Below are 18,706 nucleotides of genomic sequence, written 5' to 3' on the forward strand. Positions count from 1 at the left end.
AAGGTCCTTTGGGTCGTAACACGTGCTTCATTCAATCTGACCGCTATGCGTCTAACCGCTCTAGTGCTTTGGCAAACACTTCCGGATCGGCATTGCCGCCGGATGCAACCACCACAACATCGTCGCCTTCAATCTCATCCTTGCGGAACAGGGCCGAGGCCAGCGCAACGGCCCCACCGGGTTCCAATACGATTTTCAGGCGCAGAAATGCCAAAGCCATGGCCTTCAACGCCTCATCCTCAGACACCGACAGGCCCGGTCCGCAGAGCCGTTGGAGAATGGGAAAGGTAATCTCGCCCGGCTGCGGGGTGAGGATCGCATCACAGATATTGCCGGACGAGGCGTTGTTGTTCTGGATCTGACCGCTGGCCAACGAACGTTTGACATCGTCAAACCCGTCCGGCTCACACGGTCGGGCGCGCAGGCCGGGTGCGTGTTTTTCCAAAGCCAGAGCGATACCCGAGGTCAACCCACCACCGCCGCAGCATACCAGAACATCTGCCTTTTCAACACCGAACGCTGTGACCTGTTGCGCGAGTTCAAGGCCAACTGTACCCTGACCGGCAATAACCTGAGGTTCATCATAGGGCCGGATAAGGGTCAGGCCTCGTTCAGCGGCCAAAGCCTCGCCAATCTCCTCACGGCTTTCGCTGGACCGATCATAGAGGACCACTTCGCCACCCAAAGCGCGTGTGTTGTCGATCTTCAATTGTGGCGCATCCGACGGCATCACGATCACCGACGCAACGCCATGCTTCGCCGCCGCCATTGCGATGCCCTGCGCATGATTGCCCGAGGAATAGGCGATGACACCGCGCTGTCGCTGCTCGGGGTTCAGTGCAGATATCGCCGACCATGCGCCGCGAAACTTGAAGCTGCCGGTGTGTTGTAGACATTCGGGTTTAACCAAAACGCGACGGCCCGCGATGTCATCCAGAAAGGGTGAGGTTAGAACGGGCGTTTCCCTTACATGCCCGAGCAACCGGTCTGCGGCGGCTTCGATCAGTTCAATACTGCTCATGTTTTGCTCAATACCTTGTGTATGAGGGCCAAAGATTCAGGTTCGTCCAGAAACGGAACATGCCCCCGGTTCGGAACTTCGGCTGAGATCAAACCGGGATGGCGTCGGTGCATCTCAGCCAGGGTTTCCGCACTTAGAACATCCGAGTTTGCACCGCGCAACACGCCGGTTGGGATGCCGTTTAGCGCTTCGAAGAACATCCACATATCCGGGATCGCTCCGGTTGCGGCCTGTTCCAGCAACGCGGTGCGCAGGGCAGGGTCATAGCGCAGGGTCAAACCGTCATCTGCGGCATTATACTGAACCTTAGCCTGTGCCAGCCATCTGTCATATGGAACATCAGGGAACAGCGTTGCCATCCCTGACTTCAGCGCATGTGCCGCCTGTTCATAGGTTTTTGAGGCGGGTTCTTTGCCAACATAATCCATGATCTTGGCGATGCCTGCCGGTTCGATCACGGGCCCAACATCATTTAGGATCACTTGTGTCAGTCGTTCGGGGTGGCTGGCGGCAAGGGCCATGGCGATTAATCCGCCACGCGATGTGCCCAGGATTGCTGTTCTGGGCAAGTTCAAATGATCCAACAGGTCAATCGCGTCCAGTGATTCACGGAAGATGTTGTAGTTCATGTAGTCTGGATCATGGTCTGATCGCCCGCGTCCGCGGTAATCCATCATGATGAGGTGCATGCCATTCAGGTGGGGCTGAACAAACGAGAAATCACCACTGTTGCGTGTCAAACCCGACAGACACAGTAAAGGATCACCAGAGCCGGATTGTTGGAAATACAGGCGTCTGCCGTCTGATGTTCGAAAATCAGGCATCAAACCCCCGCCAGATCAGGGATCGTGGTCAGGTCCGCCAGCACATGCGCCGGTGTCCAAGGCAGACGATCCGTCGGCTCGTTTGCGCGGTTTACCCATGCGGTGACAAAGCCATAACCACTGGCGCCAGCGGCATCCCAACCATTCGAGCTGACGAATAACACTTCTTCTCGGGCGCAGCCGAACCGTTGCTGCACCAAATCATAGACCCGAACATGTGGCTTGAAGACACCAACGCTTTCGACGGACAGAACATCATCCAGCAGGTCGCCAATCCCGGCAGATTCAACAGCCCCGTCCAGCATTGGCGGAGATCCGTTGGAAAGGATCGCGGTTTGCAGTCCGCCGTCTTTTAAGGCCTTCAACATGTCCGGAACCTCGGGGTAGGCCTGTAGCTCCCAATACAGATCCAGCAGGCGTTGGCGCAGCTTGGCGTCCCCTTGCAGCCCGGCGGCCTCTAGCGCCCAATCCAGACCATCCTGCGTGACATCCCAGAAATCGGCATGCGCATCGGCGACGGCCCGAAGCCAGGTGTATTGGAGCTGCTTCAAACGCCAATGTCCCGCGACCTTGGGCCAGGTGTCGCGCAGCGCCTCAAAGCCTGGCTCGGACGCGGCCTGACGGGCGGCGGCGGCGACGTCGAACAATGTGCCATAGGCATCAAAAATACAGGTTGTGATTGTCATCTACGCCTCCGACATTTCTGCGCAAGTTGGCATAAGAGGGCAGGGCATGAAAGGGCGAAGGGTTTACATCATTGTGTAGGCCCCTAGGGTTGGCGGTTCACACACTTATCGGCCCGGAGGCCCCAAATGACAGACATCAAACAAGGCGACAGGGTTCGCATCCACTATACCGGTACGCTGCTGGACGGTACTGTCTTCGACAGCTCGGACGGGCGCGATCCGCTGGAGTTTGTTGTGGGGTCCGGGCAGATCATCCCGGGGCTTGATAGCGCGATGCCCGGCCTTGCCGTGGGCGATAAGAAACGGGTCGAGATTGCCTGCGTTGATGCCTATGGGCCGATCAACCCTGCCATGCGCCAGGAAATACCGCGCGAGGGTATTCCGGATGACATCCCGCTGGACCCCGGGACACAATTGCAAATGCAGACACCGGATGGTCAGGCTTTGCCGGTCACGATTGTTGACGCAAATGACGCGACCGTAACGCTGGACGCCAATCACCCGCTGGCTGGTCAGGATTTGATTTTCGAGATTGAGGTTGCCTCAATCAACTAGTGTAATTGAAGATCGATCCGAGTGTTTCAGTCAGAACGGTTGAAATCTACGCAGTACCATCGCAGGACCTGCACGGGCCTGCGCTGTTCTTGAACGCAATGAACCCGGCTTTGCCCTTATCCGATCAACGCTTCGATGGCGCTGCGCACTGGAGGTTGTGTGAAGAACACAAATAGCACCAGCAACGTGGTCAGGGTCAAAAGCAGGATACGGGCGCGCTGGCTCAGAAAGCCGGATTTGCGCCGGGCCGTGCGGGCATTGCTTGCGATGATCTGGTCAAGTTTGCTCATATCGCAAACCCTGACGCTGAAATTTGGTTAAATCTGGGCGGCGTCAGGGAAAGATATGGTCACATGAAATCGGGCTGTGGCATTCCGAGCACGTGGAAACCGCCATCCACACGGATGATTTCGCCCGACGTGCAGGCGCCCGCATCCGATGTCAGATAGACGGCGGTTCCGCCGACCGCCTCAAGCGTCGCGTTCGAGCGCATAGGGGCATTCAGGTCGCAGAACTTGTAGGTTTTACGCGCACCGCCGATGGCTGCGCCTGCTAGTGTCTTCATCGGTCCGGGCGAAATGGCGTTTACACGGATGCCTTCAGGGCCCAGATCGTTGGCCAAATAGCGGGTCGCAGACTCCAGTGCTGCCTTGGCAACACCCATTACGTTGTAATTTGGAACAACGCGGTTCGAACCCTGATAGGTCAGTGTCAGCAGCGAGCCGCCATTTTCCTTCATCATCGGATAGGCGCGTCGCGCGACTTCGATGAAGGAATATGCCGAAACATCCATCGAATGCTTGAAGTTGGCCCGTGAGGTGTTCAGGAACCGGCCCGTCAGTTCGGATTTGTCCGAATAGGCAATCGCGTGGACCACGAAATCAATGGTTGGCCAGCGCTCGGCTAGTTCTCCAAATGCGCGATCCAACGATGCGTCATCGGTGACATCCGCATCCACCATGAAATCGCTGCCAAGGCTTTGGGCCAGCGGTTCCAACCGCTTGCCGAATGCCTCGCCTTGATAGGTGAATGCCAGTTCCGCGCCTGCTTCGTGCATGGCTTTGGCAATGCCCCATGCAATCGAGCGATCATTGGCCACGCCCATGATCAGCCCGCGTTTTCCCGTTAGAATATCCGACATCACATTCACCCGTTATACTTCGACAGAACCATGGACCCGTTGGTGCCGCCAAAGCCGAAGCTGTTGGTCATGACACTGTCCAAGCCTGCGTTTTCAACCGTTTCCGTTGCAATTTCACCGGGCAGAATGCCTTCGGCTAAAGTGTCGACATTGATCGACGGCGTAATGAAATCATTATCCAGCATCAGCAGGCAGAAGATCGCCTCTAGCGCGCCCGCAGCCCCCTGTGCGTGGCCGGTCATCGATTTGGTCGATGAGATTGGCGGCACGTTGCCTTCGCCAAAGATGCGGCGCACGGCTTCGACCTCACCCACATCCCCGACCGGGGTCGAGGTGCCATGGGCGTTGATGTAGCCAACCTTGCGGCGCTCAGGAACTGTCGCCAGAGCCAGCCGCATCGCGCGTTCACCGCCCTCGCCGGACGGGGCGACCATATCATGGCCATCCGATGTGGCGGCATAGCCGGTCACTTCGGCATAGATTTTTGCACCACGGGCCAAGGCGTGATCCAGTTCTTCCAGCACGACAATTCCGCCACCGCCGGAAATCACGAACCCATCGCGGTTTTCGTCGAACGCGCGCGAGGCTTTTTCGGGTGTGTCGTTATACTTAGATGACATCGCACCCATCGCGTCGAACAGGCAGGACAACGTCCAGTCCAGTTCTTCTCCGCCACCTGCGAACATGACATCCTGTTTGCCCAGCATGATCTGTTCTGCCGCGTTGCCGATGCAGTGCAGCGAGGTCGAGCAAGCCGAGGTGATCGAGTAGTTGATCCCCTTGATCTTGAATGCCGTCGCAAGGTTCGCGGAAATGGTCGAGCACATGCATTTCGGCACAGCAAATGGGCCGATCCGCTTGGTCGCACCGGTTTTCAGCACGGTCTGGTGCGCTGTCAGCATGGCACTGGTCGACGGACCGCCCGAACCCGCGACAAGACCCGTGCGCGGATTGACGACCTGATCTTCGCTAAGCCCAGAGTCTTCGATCGCCTGACTCATGGCGATATGGGCATAGGCCGCGCCGGGGCCCATGAACCGCAAAGTGCGTTTGTCCACATGCTCGGCCACGTCGATTTTCAGCGTTCCGGCGATCTGACTGCGAAAGCCATGTTCAACCATTTGCTCATTGGCTTCGATACCGGATTTACCGGTCTTGAGTGAGGCCAGAACCTCTTGGGCATTGTTCCCGATGGAGGATACGATCCCCAGACCGGTGACAACTACTCGACGCATGTGCGTGCTCCTTATTTCAGGCTGGTCCGCCTTAGGCGTCCGACAGAACAACTCTCATGTCTTTGACGTCGTAAATCATTTCGCCGTCCGCTTCGACGATACCATCTGCGACGCCCATGGTCAGGCGGCGGGTCTGGATCGCCTTTTTGAAATCGATTTTATAGGTCAACATCTTGCGGTCCGGTCGCACCATCCCTGTCAGCCTGACTTCGCCGACACCCACGGCCATGCCGCGACCCTGCCAACCACGCCAGCCCAGATTGAAGCCTGTCAATTGCCACAAGCCATCTAGCCCGAGGCATCCGGGCATAATCGGGTTCCCGGGAAAGTGGCAGTCAAAAAACCAAAGGTCTGGCGTGATATCGAATTCAGCTAGAATGTGGCCTTTGCCATGGGCCCCGCCATCCGCCGACACTTCGGTGATGCGATCCATCATTAGCATGGGCGGCGCAGGCAGTTGTGCATTGCCAGGGCCAAATAATTCGCCACGAGCACATTTTAGCAGATCGTCTTTGTCAAAACTGCTCGGGAACTGGGCCATTCTGCCGCCTCTCCTGCCTTGGGTCCGTTCGTTATATCTGGCCTCACCTAGCACCCGTATGCAAGGTCCTGCAAGAGCGCGGGCCGTAAGATGTTCCTGCATATGGCTGTTTGCGAATGAATTTCATTTGAAATCTGGGTAAGAGCGCCCCTATATATAAGGCAGCAAGAACAGGTATCGGATTCATGACACCTCAGAGCCGAAAGATAGCGACAAATTGGCTGGAAGGCGCAGGGCTGCGCCCGACGCGTCAGCGCGTGGCGCTGGCTGAGCTTTTGATCGGTGATGGTCGCCATCGCCACGTCACAGCAGAAAGCCTGTTTGAGTCCGCCAAGACAAAAGGCGACGCCGTGTCGCTTGCGACTGTTTACAATACTTTGCGTGCTTTTTGCGACGCCGGAGTGCTGCAAGAGATCACGGTGGACGGATCAAAAAGCTATTTCGATACCAATACGCATGATCACCCTCATTTCTTTTGGGAAGATGAAGGGCGGCTCAGCGATGCTCCGTCCGAGGAATTGGTGATCCAGCGCCTGCCAGAGGCCCCCAAAGGTGTCGAAATCGCATCGGTTGATGTGGTGATCCGTCTGCGCAAGAAAACCACCTGATTTACAGATCCTTCATTTGATCAAGCAGAGCGCGCTCTGCGGCCTTCGTTGTTGCGTCGACAGGCCCGGTGCCGTGACGCGCCAGCACGACGGCCTCGGCTACGCCCTTGTCGGCAATGGGCAGGCTTGCAAGGCTTTTGTTGTCGTAGCTCAGTTCGTTCTTTGGGCTGACATAGCTGATCGCAACCCCTTCACCATGCGCGGCGAGGCTGCGCTGAATCTCAAGCGTGGCGGCCCGGTGTCTGACTGTTGGGTTTAACCCATGGCGTCTAAAGAGGCCTAGTATGTGTTGTGCAGACAGCCCTTCGGTTGACAGGATCAAGGGTTCGTTCGCCAGTTGGGTTAGCGTAACCTGACGTGCCCCAGCCAGTGGGTGTTCTGGCGACAGCAATGCCTGCGGGACGCTATCGAACAGTTTTTGCCGTACAAAACCGGCATCCATACCAAGATCATAAGTAATGGCGAGGTCGATCCGACCGTCGACCAAGCTGTCCAGCAATCCCTGAAAATCTTCGACCGTATAAGACACCGAAACATCTGGCAGCGTCGCGTGCAAACAGCGCAGGGCGGGTGCAAGGTGGAACGGGGCCAAATCGACGAAGCAGCCGACAGTTAAATGATCCAGACCTTGCGGAACGGACCCAGGGTTTTCAATCTGAGCAGCAGCACTCAACAACCCTTCGGCCTGTTCGACAAAGCGGCGCCCCTGTGGGGTTGAAACCATAGCAGCCCCGCGCCTGCGGACGAACAGTGGGTATCCAAGATGTGATTCGACCCGGGTCAGCGCGTTGGACAGCGCGGGTTGCGAGACATTTAGCGCCTGGGCCGCCGCAGATAGGCTGCCCTGCCGCGCGATCGCACATATGTATTCGTACTGACGCAGTGAAATATATAACATGAAGCTAATTATAACTTCGAAAGATATGATTTGAACAGAATACCTGGGTGGTCTCTAACGGATGTATTCAAGGGTAACCGAACGGAGATTGACATGCCGCACCCTCTTGTTTCGCAGCAGATGATCGACACGTATCAGAGTGAGGGTGTTGTCTTGGTCAAAGGACTGTTTGCCGATCACGTCGAACAACTGCGCGAAGGTGTTGCGGCCAATATGGGCGCGCCGGGGCCTTATGCGTCAGAAAACAAGAAAGAGGGCCAAACCGGCCTATTCTTCGATGATTATTGCAACTGGACCCGAATCCCCCAGTTTCAGGAGGTGATCAAGACCTCTCCGGCTGCCGCCGTGGCTGCTGATTTGATGCAGTCGCAAAGTGTGCAGATGTTTCATGATCATGTTCTGGTCAAAGAACCCGGAACTTCGATGCCAACCCCCTGGCATCAGGACGGGCCGTATTACTTCGTCGAAGGGCAGCAAACGATTAGCTTCTGGTCGCCGCTGGATGCGGTGAAACAGGCCACGCTGCGTTGCGTTGCCGGATCGCATCGCTGGGAAAAAGAGGTACTGCCGACCCGCTGGGTCTCTGAAGAGGGGTTCTTTGCGGATGAAGGTCAATACATCCCCGTGCCAGACCCCGATGCCGAGGGTATGAAAGTGGTTGAGTTCGAGATGGAACCGGGGGACGCGGTGGCGTTTAACTATCGCACTTTGCACGGAGCGCGGGGCAATCAGTCGGACAGCCGACGTCGGGCATTCTCGCTACGGTTGGTCGGTGATGATGCGCGTTATGTGGAACGCCCCGGCCCGACCTCACCCCCGTTTCCGGGGCATGAGATGGTGCCGGGCCAGCGCCTGCGCGAGGATTGGTTTCCAATTCTGCTGCAACGGTAGTTTCAGAACCACTGGCCAGGCTCGATCAGGCCCAGATCCAGCAATTGACGCGAGTTCCATTCGAAAGACACAGAATGGCTCCAGCGGAAACTGGGGATGTCAAAGGTCGACCCGGCGTTGCTTTTCAGTGCCTTGGCAGCGCGGAACGAACAGATGGCAGCCGTCAGGTTGTGATGCCACGGACAGGAATAGGTGTTGTATTCCGGCTGGTTGAACGTGTGATCCGGTTGAATGATCAATTCGGCCTGCGTTTTGAACAGGGCGATCCTGTCGATCCGGCGGCGTTCGTACGGAATATGATCCTCGAACCGCCACCGCAGGCCACCTGACATATCCAGCTGGCGTTCCAGCGGCCGCCCCGAGGCATCGTGGCGCGCATGCGCATAATATCCTGTGCTGTCCAGCATGGCATGGTCCGGTGCGACACCGGTTGGGAACTTGGCCAGATCATCGGCGTAGATGTCGACCACATGGCATAGCATCGCGCTGCGGCGTTCCTCGGTGTGAAAGGCCAGCATCTCACCGATGCTGCGCGTTTCGCAGAACGGATAGAACAGGTACTCGGCGTTGTAGCAGTAGTACATCCAGACGCTCGGAGCGGCTTTGATGATGAGATTCAACGCATCGAATACGACCGATCTGGGCGCGCAATTGAACGTAACCCGATGAACCCGCGCGCTGAGCTCCTCACCCAGGTCGAACTCGGCTGGCATGAACGCAACGACGGATTGAAATCCAAGTGAGAGGTGATGGTGCAGCGTGCTTTCGACCTCGGCATCATCTTCGGCAAAGATCAGAGCAACCGGTCCCTTGGACAAGGCGGTTTGGCCGGATTTCAGGAAGCTGTCCAAGGAATCATAGGTCATCGCGCGTTCATTTGTGCCCTGCTGGAAAGTCCTGCCAAATTCAGGTAAATGCGCCCACATTGCAAGCGGCGTTCGAAGCGTATAGACGACGCCGATCCAGCGAATGCAAAGGCCCGCCCCATGTCCGAATCCAAGAAGCTGTTTATCAAGACCTATGGCTGTCAGATGAATGTCTATGACAGTGAACGTATGGCCGAAGCGCTGGGCGGGCAGGGGTATGTCGAAACCAAGTCAGCCGATGACGCGGATATGATCCTGCTGAACACCTGCCACATCCGGGAGAAGGCGGCCGAGAAGGTCTATTCCGAACTGGGTCGGTTCAAGGGGCTGAAGGCCGAAAAACCCGATCTAAAGATCGGCGTTGCAGGATGTGTGGCGCAGGCTGAAGGCGAAGAAATCATGCGCCGCCAGCCGTTGGTCGATCTGGTGGTTGGCCCGCAAAGCTATCACCGCTTGCCTGAGATGGAGGCGAAGACTCGTACCGGGGCCAAGGCGCTGGACACGGATTTTCCCGAGGAAGACAAGTTCGAGAAGTTGAAGAACCGGCCTAAGGCCAAGCGTGGCCCGACGGCGTTTCTGACCGTGCAGGAAGGCTGCGACAAGTTCTGCGCCTTCTGCGTCGTGCCCTATACCCGCGGGGCCGAGGTCAGCCGCCCGGCGGATCGGATCATTCGCGAAGCGCAAGATTTGGTCGAACGTGGTGTGCGTGAAATCACCCTGTTGGGTCAGAACGTCAACGCCTATCACGGCGCGGGTCCGAACGGGGATATGACGCTGGCCTCTCTGATCTGGGAATTAAACAAGGTTGACGGGCTGGAACGCATCCGTTTCACCACATCTCATCCCAATGACATGGCTGATGACCTGATCGAGGCGCATGGCACATGTGACAAGCTGATGCCGTATCTGCATTTGCCCGTACAATCCGGATCGGACCGGATTCTCAAGCGGATGAACCGCAGCCACACGGCTGAAAGCTACCTTCGACTGATCGAGCGTATTCGCGCGGCGCGCCCGGACATCGTGATGTCCGGGGATTTCATCGTCGGTTTCCCGGAAGAAACCGAAGAGGATTTTCAGGCGACGATGGATTTGGTCGAGCAGGTCAAATACGGATATGCGTATTCGTTCAAATATTCGACCCGTCCGGGCACACCGGCAGCTGAACGAGCGCAGGTTGATCCGGACGCTGCTGATAATCGCCTGCAGCGGCTGCAAACTCTGATCACCCGGCATCAGCGCGAGATACAGGATTCGATGGTGGGCCGCACTGTACGCGTTCTGTTCGAAAAAACCGGCCGTCTCGAAGGGCAAATGGTTGGTAAATCCGAATATCTGCATTCGGTCCACGTTAAGGCCCCCGGGATTGAAGTTGGCGATCTGCGAGAGGTTCGCATCACTGATTCGGGTGCAAATTCTCTGGCCGGAGAACTGCGCTCGTTTGGTGATTGATCGCAGATACGGTACCGGTTCTGGGCTTTGTTTCCAAAATTTACCCTTGATTTATGGCTTCGAACTATGTTCGGACCAATGCTAACCATGTGTTCGGCGTTTATCTGAGCATCTGAAAAGCCGTATATTGCGCTGCGCTGAAGACGTGGTCAGCGTGTGATGGAGGGTACGAGTGGAAGTTATTCGGGGATTGAAACGGTCGGATCTTTGGCGCGCAGCGTGGGTTGTCTGTGTCTCAGCACTTTTTGCCGGCACTACGCTGGCAGCTGAGTTGAAAGGTGAGGTGACAGAGCCCGATGTGATCAGCGCTGAGCGTTTCAGCCGCGATGTCAGCGCCTTTTATCTTGGGTTCGGTGCCGGTTATGGCGCAAACGGCAGCGATCGCTTTGGTCTTAGAACTCCCACCGGTGTGTTCGATATCGGGGATCAGGATGTCCGCGGTGGCTATTTCAGCATGCGGGGGGGCTGGCGTGGTGTCGTTCCCACCAGCCTTGGCCGCGACTATGTCTATGGGATCGAACTGGGATATGACGTCGGAAACCTAAGCGATACGGTCTCGACCCAGATCGGTGGCGACACGGTGACGGGCAGAACCGAAATTTCCGACATGTTCTATGTGCAACTGCGCAACGGCCTGACAAACCGCAGCGGTCGGGTGCTGTACTTTGTCAGCGTTGGATATATCTGGGGTCAGGTTGATACGACCAGCAGCATCTCCTCGACCTTCTCCAGCCAGCTGTTCGAAGAATCGGATCGGCGTGGTGGGTACACGGCCAGCATTGGGGCTGAGCATAAATTGAACGAAAACTGGTCGATCACGGGCGAGTATCAATATGTTCAGTTCGAATCCAAGACCGTCGAATTTGGTTCAGGCTTTTCGACCAAGTCGACGCCAGGATATCGCGGCCTCAGATTTGGTTTGAACTACACGTTCTGAGCACAGTTTCTGGCGATTGAAAGCAGGTTTGCTGGCGGTTTTGTCGACCTCAGTGGAAATTTTAAAACTGTGGCTTGCACCTACCAAGAAATCTTGTCTACGCTCGGGGTGCAATGCCAAGACAGGAGAACGGATTGGCCACCGGTGCCCTAACCCCACCGCCAAATGAAATGCCCGCGCGCGAGGCGTTTGTAGAATTTCCAGACAACCGATTGCTGATCGATCTTTGCGGCGAATATGACCGTAACCTAACAGAGATTGAACAAAAGCTGTCCGTGCAGATTGTGCGCCGCGGTAATCAACTGGTTGTCATGGGCGACGAAGATTCCCAAAAAAACGCGATTGAGGTGCTTCAGGCACTCTATACGCGTCTGGAAGGGGGGCGCGACGTCGAAGCTGCGGATGTGGATCGAGAGCTGCGCATGGGCAATGCTGAGCAGGATAGCGGCAGTCGCGACGGTGATCAGCTTGAGATGTTCAAGGGCGGTTCTGTCGAGATCAAAACTCGCAAAAAGCTGGTTGAACCACGCACCGATGCGCAGAAGGCTTACGTGCAGTCACTGTTCAACAATGAACTGGCCTTTGGAATCGGCCCAGCGGGCACAGGTAAGACCTATCTGGCCGTAGCCGTTGGCGTGTCGATGTTTATTGGCGGCCATGTGGACCGGATCATCCTCAGCCGACCAGCCGTCGAGGCGGGCGAAAAACTGGGTTACCTGCCGGGTGATATGAAGGACAAGGTCGATCCTTATATGCAGCCGCTGTATGATGCGCTGAATGATTTTCTGCCGGGCAAACAACTGGCGAAACTGATCGAGGAAAAGCGAATCGAAATCGCGCCGCTGGCCTTTATGCGGGGGCGGACACTGGCAAATGCCTTTGTTGTGTTGGATGAGGCGCAGAATGCCACGACCATGCAGATGAAGATGTTCCTGACCCGTCTGGGCGAAGGCAGCCGCATGGTCATCACTGGCGACCGGTCGCAGGTTGACCTGCCGCGCGGTGTCCAGTCGGGGCTTGCAGATGCCGAACGTTTGCTGAAGACGATCCCGAATATCAGCTTCAACTACTTTACGTCCAAGGATGTTGTACGCCATCCGCTTGTCGCCGCGATCATCGAAGCATATGAGGCTGATGCGGGCCGTGAGACCGGTTAGAACCAGGGCCCCGAAACGGGCTTTGGACTGGTGAAATGAACCTGGAACTAACGATTGAAGACTCGCGCTGGCAAGATCTGGAACCTCTTGCCACCAAAGCCATTGCTGAGGTGCTGCGCTTTCGGAGCCTCGATCCCGACATATGCGAAGTTAGCCTATTAGGCTGCGATGATACCCGCATCACAGAACTGAACGCTGAGTTTCGCGGCAAACCTGCCCCGACCAATGTACTGAGTTGGCCTGCCGAGGACCTGTCCCCGGAAACGGCAGGCGCTACGCCCGATCTTCCACAACCGGATTTCACGGGTGAAATTGCCCTGGGTGACATTGCGATTTCGTACGATACCTGCGCCCGCGAAGCAGCCGATGCGGGCAAACTTATGGCGGATCATGTGACGCATTTGATCGTTCACGGCACGTTGCATTTGTTGGGCTATGATCACATTCGTGACCCTGATGCCACCCTTATGGAGGCTGTTGAGGTCGAGATACTTGGCAAAATGGGTATCAATAACCCATATAGTGGATGAAGCGGGTAAATTCACCCGGATTATTGGAACAGGATAATGGGCGACACAGACGGCAGTTCTAGGGCGGCGCAGGGCGCGCAACCACAGGACAGCAGCATTGAAATCGAAGAGAAGGGCAGCTTCTTTTCAAGGATATTTGACGCATTTTCTGGTCAGAACGATGATCAGAAAGAGGTGGTGAACGGACAAGAGACTATGGCCGTTCAACCCCGTGGAATGATCAATCTGCGCCGGATGCGGGTCGAAGATGTAGCGATCCCAACGGCCGAGATCATTTCGGTTCCTTCAACCATCTCAAAGGATGAACTGGCGCAGGTGTTCCGTGACAGTGGATTGTCGCGTATCCCGGTCTATGAGGGCACTCTGGACACACCTCTCGGTTTCGTTCACCTCAAGGATTTCGCACTTACCCACGGGTTCAATGGCGGTGCGGCCGAATTCGATCTGGTTTCGATGCTGCGCACGCTACTGTTTGTGCCGCCTTCGATGCCGATCGGTGTTCTCATGACAAAGATGCAGACCGAACGTCGGCATATGGCATTGGTGATCGATGAGTATGGTGGCGTTGACGGCTTGCTGACCATCGAGGACCTGATCGAACAGGTCGTTGGTGAAATCGCCGATGAACATGACGCTGACGAAGATCAGCTCTGGTTCCAGGAAAAACCCGGCTGTTACGTGGTGCAGGCCCGTGTGCCGTTGGAAGACTTTGAGGCTGAAATAGGATGTTCTCTGACCAGTCACGAGGATGTGGATGAAGAAGAGATCGACACCTTGGGAGGTCTGGTCTTCATGCTGTCGGGCCGTGTTCCTGCGCGGGGTGAGGTGGTGCTGCATCCAGAAGGTCCCGAGTTTGAAGTGATCGATGCCGATCCGCGCCGCATCAAGCGCTTGCGTGTCATGTTGCCGGAACTGACTGCATGACCCTTGTCCGGGGCTGGCCATTCAGCCTGAGGATCCTATTCGCGGCAGCATTGGGCGCACTCGGCGCATTTGGTCTAGCTCCATTTGGGTATTGGGGTGTGACGCTTGCCGCTTTGGTTCTGATTGCGCCGCTTTTTCTGGCTTCCGAGACTGCTTGGCGTGCCGGATTTCTGGGCTGGGCCTTTGCAACCGGCTATTTCGCCCATGCGCTGGGCTGGATTATTGAACCGTTTCAGGTGGACCCCGAACGCCACGCCTGGATGGCGCCATTTGCCCTTGTGTTCATGGCAGGTGGGCTCGCGCTGTTCTGGGCCGCTGCGTTTTGGGTCGCTCATCGAGTTCGTGGCACGGCCATGCAGCAGGCCGTTCTGCTGGCTTTGACTTTGTCGCTTGCTGAGTTTGTGCGCGGCTATGTGCTGACCGGGTTTCCATGGGCAGGCGTTGCACAGGTCTGGGTCGATACACCTGTGGCGCAGCTTTTGTCTCTGATCGGGCCGTATGGTTTGGGTGCGCTGACCCTGTTGGTAGCCGTCCCCTTAGGAGCGGCGCTGATGCGCGGGGAGGGCTTGGTTGCTACGGGTATTTTTGCCATCGCCAGCGTGGTTTTCGCGTTTGTCTATTCAGGCCTCAGGCCCGCCGTGGAGCAGACCGAAAGTGTCGTAAGGCTGGTGCAACCCAATGCGCCGCAGCACCAGAAATGGGACCCGGACTACGCATCGCTGTTCTTCGCGCGGCAGATCGAATTTACCGCCGCTGCGCCACGGCCTGATCTCATTGTCTGGCCGGAAACCGCAGTACCAGCCTGGTTGAGCCGTGCTGGCCCTTGGTTGGAAACGATTGCCAGTGCAGCGCAGGGCACGCCTGTTGTGTTCGGCATCCAGCGCGCGGATGGGTTGAAGATTTTCAACTCGCTGATCTTTCTGGATGAAACCGGTGCCCAACGGGGATTGTACGACAAACACCACCTTGCCCCGTTTGGGGAATACGTCCCGTTTGGCGATTTGCTCGGGCGTTTTGGCATTCATGGCCTGGCTGCCACGACCGGCCACGGGTTCAGTGCGGGGCCCGGTCCATCGTTGTTGGAGGCTGGAAAGCTCGGCCGCGCTTTACCGTTGATTTGTTACGAGGCCGTGTTTCCACAAGATGTCAACGGCGCACCGGATCGGGCAGATTTCATTCTGCAGATCACAAATGATGCGTGGTTTGGCACCCGCTCGGGCCCCTATCAGCATCTGGCGCAGGCCCGCATGCGGGCCATTGAGCAGGGTTTACCGCTGATGCGATCCGCCAATACCGGTGTTTCTGCAATGATCGACCCGCTGGGTCAGATCACAGATTCATTGCCTTTGGGAGAAGCGGGATTCGTGGATGCCATACTGCCTGCGCCGCACGCACCCACGGTCTATTCGCGATTTGGGGACAACCCGGCTCTGATCTTTTTATTGTTCCTGTTTGTCGGGTCTTGCTTCACGGCCTACCGGGGCCGTTCAGAAATACCGATTGACCCCGTGTAACAACGCGCGTATCCCCGCGAAAGCCTGTCACAACGGCTTCCTGGCGTGGCAGAGAAATCTTAATGGAGCAATTTTATGTCCAGACAGAACTATACTTTCACTTCGGAATCAGTTTCCGAAGGGCACCCGGATAAGGTTTGCGATCGAATCTCGGATGCCGTCCTTGACGCATTTCTGAATGAAGAACCCGAAGCACGCGTGGCGTGCGAAACCTTTGCGACCACCGATCGTGTCGTCATCGGTGGCGAAGTAGGTCTGTCTGATCAGGAAAAGCTGCACGATTACATGGGGCGCATCGATCAGATTGCGCGCGACTGTATCAAGGATATCGGCTACGAGCAGGACAAGTTTCATCATGAAACAGTCGAGGTGACGAACCTGCTGCACGAGCAATCCGCCCATATTGCTCAGGGCGTGGATGCCTCGGGCGACAAGGATGAGGGCGCGGGCGATCAGGGCATCATGTTCGGTTATGCCACGACCGAAACCCCTGCGCTGATGCCTGCGCCGATCCAGTATTCGCACGCGATCCTGCGGCGTCTGGCCGAGGTGCGCAAGAGCGGAGCTGAGGCTGCATTGGGCCCGGACGCAAAATCGCAGCTGTCGGTTGTCTATCGCGATGGTAAACCAGTTGGCGTCAGCTCGATCGTTTTATCGACCCAGCATCTCGACGAAGCGCTGAGTTCGGATGACATCCGTGCGATTGTCGAGCCCTATATCACCGAAACCTTGCCCGATGGCTGGTTGTCGACCGAGACCGAGTGGCATGTGAACCCGACCGGCAAATTCGTCATTGGTGGCCCGGATGGGGATGCTGGTCTCACTGGTCGTAAGATCATCGTGGATACCTATGGCGGTGCCGCGCCTCATGGTGGCGGTGCATTCTCGGGCAAAGACCCAACCAAGGTGGACCGTTCAGCCGCCTATGCTGCACGCTATCTGGCCAAGAACGTGGTCGCCGCCGGCATGGCCGAACGCTGCACAATCCAGCTGAGCTATGCGATTGGTGTTTCCAAACCTCTGTCGATCTATGCAGACACTCATGGAACCGGCCAGATTGCGGATGCACAGATCGAAAAGGCGGTTGGGCAGGTTATGGATTTGACCCCGCGTGGCATCCGCGAACATCTGCAGTTGAACAAGCCGATTTACCAGCGCACCGCCGCTTACGGCCATTTTGGTCGTGAACCGGATGCGGATGGCGGCTTTAGCTGGGAACGCACCGATTTGACTGACGATCTAAAAAAGGCCGTCTAACGACCCTGATCCGAAGGTGCGCCCTGACGGGCGCGCTCTTCTTCTGTTTGAAAATACCTCGGGGGTGGGGGGCTGGCCCCCGCTTCCGCCCTTGCCATCTATTGCAACAATATCATGAGCGCAGTATGGGCACAGCCATGAGCACCCAGACACCCCAACGCCCCCGCAGAAACTTTTATGGTCGCTTCAAGGGTAAGACCCTAAAGCAAAGCCAGAAGACGTATCTGGACGAAGACCTCGATGCTTTGTCGCCGGGGGAAGTGGATTGGGATGTAAACCCGGAACGCCATCCGTTAGACTTGGATGCCCTGTTCGGTGGCAAGGATGTCTGGCTTGAGGTTGGTTTTGGCGGTGGTGAACATCTGGTGCATCAGGCCGCATCCAACCCGGATATCGGGATCATCGGAGCTGAACCTTACATCAACGGCGTTGCGATGTTGCTGGGGAAAATCCGGCAGGCAGGGGTTCAGAACCTTGCCGTTCACCCTGGCGATGCGCGCGACTTGTTTGATGTGTTGCCCGAGGCCAGCATCTCGCGCGCTTTCCTGCTTTATCCCGACCCATGGCCCAAGACACGGCATCATCGCCGTCGCTTCGTTACGCCCGAGCATCTCGAACCTCTAGCGCGGGCGCTCAAGCCGGGTGCGATCTTTCGGGTCGCGACTGACATCCCCGACTATGTGCGCCAAACGCTGGAAGAGGTTCCGCGTGCGGGGTTCGAATGGCTGGCGGAGAGGCCCGCGGATTGGCGCGAGCCATGGTCTGATTGGATCTCAACCCGGTATGAGCAAAAGGCCCTGCGCGAAGGCAGGACCCCGCATTATCTGACCTTCCGGCGGTTGGGCTAGGCGTCGTTCAGCTTCGGGAAGGTACGTCCCTTGGCGAACCATGCGATTCCAAAGGCCCACAGGGCGAGGGCTTCGACATAGAAGGTCAAGTTCAGGCTGTTCCACCAGTCGACGAAATCTGTTCCGAACTTGTCTTTAACATAAAGCGCTGCGACGCAGGCCAGAATAGTGATCCCGCATATGGTATACAGCCGGTTCCGCTTGCGCTTGCTTTCGATCAGCACGCCGTCTTTTTCATGCCGTTCGGGGACCACGCGCTTGAGCACGATCAGGCAGTATAGGCCAAGATAAACAAACAAGATACCAGCCGCGATCAGGTGCCAGTTGCTGGCGCTGCTGAACAGGTTGAAAAACCCTTGATGCGGTGCCTCTGCAACTGTGATCGGCGGGCCGCTGGTCACTTCGACAAAGACGCGGGACAGGAAAGTTTTCCGATCCTCGCACCCGGTGCCCAGTGTTGGGATTGAGGCGACGATGAATGCGCCGACACCTGCAACGCTGCTGAGGGTGTCTTCGAAAAACGTATCTCCGGTGTAGGCGATCAGAAAGCCGCCAATGAAATACAGCAGGCCAACGAAGATTGTGCCAAGAAACTGGGCATAGTAGAAATGGCTGATGCTGTCGCGGAAACAGCTTCCGCCGAAGTTGGCCCCGACTGCCAGAATGATCGGCAGGCCAAAGGCGACCAGTCCGACCAGAAACGCCAGCCTTTGTTCCAGTTTGCTTTCTGTGCGCGTGGGATCAGCGGGGTGGAAAAGCTGAGTTGGCCCGCGCTCCAACATGTTTGGTGCTCTGTTCATGGTAAAATCCTGAGCTTTCAT

Annotated in this window: 21 protein-coding genes and 1 riboswitch; of the genes, 11 read left to right on the forward strand and 10 right to left on the reverse strand. The window is 56.8% G+C overall.

Going from position 1 to position 18,706, the window contains the following annotated elements; all coding sequences use genetic code 11:
* Window positions 1–43: 43 nt before the first annotated feature.
* Genes ACR0KG_RS04620 through ACR0KG_RS04630 form a run of 3 tightly spaced genes read right to left on the reverse strand, consistent with a single transcriptional unit; the run spans window position 44 to window position 2,531 of the window.
* The gene (locus ACR0KG_RS04620; RefSeq protein ID WP_480826617.1) at window positions 44–1,021 is read right to left on the reverse strand and encodes a threonine ammonia-lyase; all 978 of its coding nucleotides are present in this window, start codon (window positions 1,019–1,021) and stop codon (window positions 44–46) included.
* Complete coding sequence (locus ACR0KG_RS04625; RefSeq protein WP_480826618.1) at window positions 1,018–1,845, reverse strand: alpha/beta fold hydrolase; 828 nt, start codon at window positions 1,843–1,845, stop codon at window positions 1,018–1,020. Before ACR0KG_RS04625 ends, ACR0KG_RS04620 begins: the two co-directional genes overlap by 4 nt.
* Window positions 1,845–2,531 carry a haloacid dehalogenase type II gene (locus ACR0KG_RS04630; RefSeq protein WP_480826619.1) on the reverse strand — a complete coding sequence of 229 codons (687 nt, stop codon included), beginning with the start codon at window positions 2,529–2,531 and terminating at the stop codon, window positions 1,845–1,847. The genes ACR0KG_RS04625 and ACR0KG_RS04630 overlap by 1 nt, the downstream gene beginning before the upstream one ends.
* Before the next feature lie 126 nt (window positions 2,532–2,657).
* Here ACR0KG_RS04630 and ACR0KG_RS04635 point away from each other — a divergent pair, with 126 nt between their 5' ends.
* Window positions 2,658–3,086, forward strand: coding sequence for an FKBP-type peptidyl-prolyl cis-trans isomerase (locus ACR0KG_RS04635; RefSeq protein ID WP_480541863.1), 429 nt, complete (start codon window positions 2,658–2,660; stop codon window positions 3,084–3,086).
* A 116-nt stretch (window positions 3,087–3,202) separates the two neighbouring features.
* Here the strand turns inward: ACR0KG_RS04635 and ACR0KG_RS04640 are convergent, their stop codons facing one another.
* Genes ACR0KG_RS04640 through fabA form a run of 4 tightly spaced genes read right to left on the reverse strand, consistent with a single transcriptional unit; the run spans window position 3,203 to window position 6,003 of the window.
* Entirely contained in the window at window positions 3,203–3,376 is a 174-nt protein-coding gene (locus ACR0KG_RS04640) for a hypothetical protein (RefSeq protein WP_170531201.1), read from the reverse strand.
* A 59-nt stretch (window positions 3,377–3,435) separates the two neighbouring features.
* On the reverse strand, window positions 3,436–4,227 hold the full coding sequence (locus tag ACR0KG_RS04645; RefSeq protein ID WP_480546284.1) for an enoyl-ACP reductase FabI: 792 nt from the start codon (window positions 4,225–4,227) through the stop codon (window positions 3,436–3,438).
* A gap of 5 nt (window positions 4,228–4,232) precedes the next feature.
* On the reverse strand, window positions 4,233–5,462 hold the full coding sequence (gene fabB / locus ACR0KG_RS04650; RefSeq protein ID WP_480826620.1) for a beta-ketoacyl-ACP synthase I: 1,230 nt from the start codon (window positions 5,460–5,462) through the stop codon (window positions 4,233–4,235).
* Window positions 5,463–5,493: 31 nt separating this feature from the next.
* Window positions 5,494–6,003, reverse strand: coding sequence for a bifunctional 3-hydroxydecanoyl-ACP dehydratase/trans-2-decenoyl-ACP isomerase (gene fabA / locus ACR0KG_RS04655; protein WP_170531196.1), 510 nt, complete (start codon window positions 6,001–6,003; stop codon window positions 5,494–5,496).
* Between the two features lie 185 nt (window positions 6,004–6,188).
* Between fabA and irrA the strand changes: the two genes are divergently transcribed.
* Entirely contained in the window at window positions 6,189–6,611 is a 423-nt protein-coding gene (gene irrA / locus ACR0KG_RS04660) for an iron response transcriptional regulator IrrA (RefSeq protein ID WP_170531195.1), read from the forward strand.
* A gap of 1 nt (window position 6,612) precedes the next feature.
* Here the strand turns inward: irrA and ACR0KG_RS04665 are convergent, their stop codons facing one another.
* Window positions 6,613–7,509, reverse strand: a complete 897-nt coding sequence (locus ACR0KG_RS04665; protein ID WP_480826621.1) for a LysR family transcriptional regulator — start codon at window positions 7,507–7,509, stop codon at window positions 6,613–6,615.
* Window positions 7,510–7,602: 93 nt separating this feature from the next.
* Between ACR0KG_RS04665 and ACR0KG_RS04670 the strand changes: the two genes are divergently transcribed.
* Window positions 7,603–8,400 (forward strand): phytanoyl-CoA dioxygenase family protein, encoded by a 798-nt coding sequence (locus tag ACR0KG_RS04670; protein WP_480826623.1) that lies wholly within the window; start codon window positions 7,603–7,605, stop codon window positions 8,398–8,400.
* A 2-nt stretch (window positions 8,401–8,402) separates the two neighbouring features.
* Here ACR0KG_RS04670 and ACR0KG_RS04675 read toward each other — a convergent pair whose 3' ends face one another.
* The gene (locus ACR0KG_RS04675) at window positions 8,403–9,266 is read right to left on the reverse strand and encodes a hypothetical protein (protein ID WP_480826624.1); all 864 of its coding nucleotides are present in this window, start codon (window positions 9,264–9,266) and stop codon (window positions 8,403–8,405) included.
* A gap of 120 nt (window positions 9,267–9,386) precedes the next feature.
* Between ACR0KG_RS04675 and miaB the strand changes: the two genes are divergently transcribed.
* The 8 genes from miaB (at window position 9,387) to trmB (ending at window position 17,885) form a co-directional block, all read left to right on the forward strand.
* The gene (gene miaB / locus ACR0KG_RS04680; RefSeq protein WP_480826625.1) at window positions 9,387–10,718 is read left to right on the forward strand and encodes a tRNA (N6-isopentenyl adenosine(37)-C2)-methylthiotransferase MiaB; all 1,332 of its coding nucleotides are present in this window, start codon (window positions 9,387–9,389) and stop codon (window positions 10,716–10,718) included.
* A gap of 172 nt (window positions 10,719–10,890) precedes the next feature.
* Window positions 10,891–11,655, forward strand: coding sequence for an outer membrane protein (locus ACR0KG_RS04685; protein ID WP_480546294.1), 765 nt, complete (start codon window positions 10,891–10,893; stop codon window positions 11,653–11,655).
* 134 nt (window positions 11,656–11,789) lie between these two features.
* Entirely contained in the window at window positions 11,790–12,812 is a 1,023-nt protein-coding gene (locus ACR0KG_RS04690; RefSeq protein ID WP_480826626.1) for a PhoH family protein, read from the forward strand.
* Window positions 12,813–12,847: 35 nt separating this feature from the next.
* Window positions 12,848–13,342 (forward strand): rRNA maturation RNase YbeY, encoded by a 495-nt coding sequence (gene ybeY, locus ACR0KG_RS04695; protein ID WP_480546296.1) that lies wholly within the window; start codon window positions 12,848–12,850, stop codon window positions 13,340–13,342.
* 36 nt (window positions 13,343–13,378) lie between these two features.
* Entirely contained in the window at window positions 13,379–14,266 is an 888-nt protein-coding gene (locus ACR0KG_RS04700; protein ID WP_480546298.1) for a hemolysin family protein, read from the forward strand.
* On the forward strand, window positions 14,263–15,780 hold the full coding sequence (gene lnt, locus ACR0KG_RS04705) for an apolipoprotein N-acyltransferase (protein WP_480826627.1): 1,518 nt from the start codon (window positions 14,263–14,265) through the stop codon (window positions 15,778–15,780). The genes ACR0KG_RS04700 and lnt overlap by 4 nt, the downstream gene beginning before the upstream one ends.
* A 21-nt stretch (window positions 15,781–15,801) precedes the next feature.
* Window positions 15,802–15,850: riboswitch (SAM-SAH riboswitch) on the forward strand.
* Window positions 15,851–15,855: 5 nt separating this feature from the next.
* Window positions 15,856–17,037, forward strand: a complete 1,182-nt coding sequence (gene metK / locus ACR0KG_RS04710; RefSeq protein WP_480826628.1) for a methionine adenosyltransferase — start codon at window positions 15,856–15,858, stop codon at window positions 17,035–17,037.
* Between the two features lie 137 nt (window positions 17,038–17,174).
* Entirely contained in the window at window positions 17,175–17,885 is a 711-nt protein-coding gene (gene trmB, locus ACR0KG_RS04715; protein WP_480826629.1) for a tRNA (guanine(46)-N(7))-methyltransferase TrmB, read from the forward strand.
* Here trmB and ACR0KG_RS04720 read toward each other — a convergent pair.
* Complete coding sequence (locus ACR0KG_RS04720) at window positions 17,882–18,685, reverse strand: hypothetical protein (RefSeq protein WP_480546306.1); 804 nt, start codon at window positions 18,683–18,685, stop codon at window positions 17,882–17,884. The genes trmB and ACR0KG_RS04720 overlap by 4 nt on opposite strands.
* Between the last annotated feature and the right edge of the window lie 21 nt (window positions 18,686–18,706).

Source organism: Ruegeria sp. H4 (assembly GCF_056533065.1).

Coding starts and splice junctions, on each gene's coding strand:
- trmB (WP_480826629.1), top strand. CDS start 17,175: ATGAGCACCCAGACACCCCAACGCCCCCGCAGAAACTTTTATGGTCGC.
- ACR0KG_RS04620 (WP_480826617.1), bottom strand. CDS start 1,021: ATGAGCAGTATTGAACTGATCGAAGCCGCCGCAGACCGGTTGCTCGGG.
- ACR0KG_RS04645 (WP_480546284.1), bottom strand. CDS start 4,227: ATGTCGGATATTCTAACGGGAAAACGCGGGCTGATCATGGGCGTGGCC.
- ACR0KG_RS04670 (WP_480826623.1), top strand. CDS start 7,603: ATGCCGCACCCTCTTGTTTCGCAGCAGATGATCGACACGTATCAGAGT.
- lnt (WP_480826627.1), top strand. CDS start 14,263: ATGACCCTTGTCCGGGGCTGGCCATTCAGCCTGAGGATCCTATTCGCG.
- fabB (WP_480826620.1), bottom strand. CDS start 5,462: ATGCGTCGAGTAGTTGTCACCGGTCTGGGGATCGTATCCTCCATCGGG.
- irrA (WP_170531195.1), top strand. CDS start 6,189: ATGACACCTCAGAGCCGAAAGATAGCGACAAATTGGCTGGAAGGCGCA.
- ACR0KG_RS04665 (WP_480826621.1), bottom strand. CDS start 7,509: ATGTTATATATTTCACTGCGTCAGTACGAATACATATGTGCGATCGCG.
- ACR0KG_RS04675 (WP_480826624.1), bottom strand. CDS start 9,266: ATGACCTATGATTCCTTGGACAGCTTCCTGAAATCCGGCCAAACCGCC.
- ACR0KG_RS04635 (WP_480541863.1), top strand. CDS start 2,658: ATGACAGACATCAAACAAGGCGACAGGGTTCGCATCCACTATACCGGT.
- ybeY (WP_480546296.1), top strand. CDS start 12,848: ATGAACCTGGAACTAACGATTGAAGACTCGCGCTGGCAAGATCTGGAA.
- fabA (WP_170531196.1), bottom strand. CDS start 6,003: ATGGCCCAGTTCCCGAGCAGTTTTGACAAAGACGATCTGCTAAAATGT.
- ACR0KG_RS04625 (WP_480826618.1), bottom strand. CDS start 1,845: ATGCCTGATTTTCGAACATCAGACGGCAGACGCCTGTATTTCCAACAA.
- ACR0KG_RS04720 (WP_480546306.1), bottom strand. CDS start 18,685: ATGAACAGAGCACCAAACATGTTGGAGCGCGGGCCAACTCAGCTTTTC.
- ACR0KG_RS04700 (WP_480546298.1), top strand. CDS start 13,379: ATGGGCGACACAGACGGCAGTTCTAGGGCGGCGCAGGGCGCGCAACCA.
- ACR0KG_RS04640 (WP_170531201.1), bottom strand. CDS start 3,376: ATGAGCAAACTTGACCAGATCATCGCAAGCAATGCCCGCACGGCCCGG.
- miaB (WP_480826625.1), top strand. CDS start 9,387: ATGTCCGAATCCAAGAAGCTGTTTATCAAGACCTATGGCTGTCAGATG.
- metK (WP_480826628.1), top strand. CDS start 15,856: ATGTCCAGACAGAACTATACTTTCACTTCGGAATCAGTTTCCGAAGGG.
- ACR0KG_RS04630 (WP_480826619.1), bottom strand. CDS start 2,531: ATGACAATCACAACCTGTATTTTTGATGCCTATGGCACATTGTTCGAC.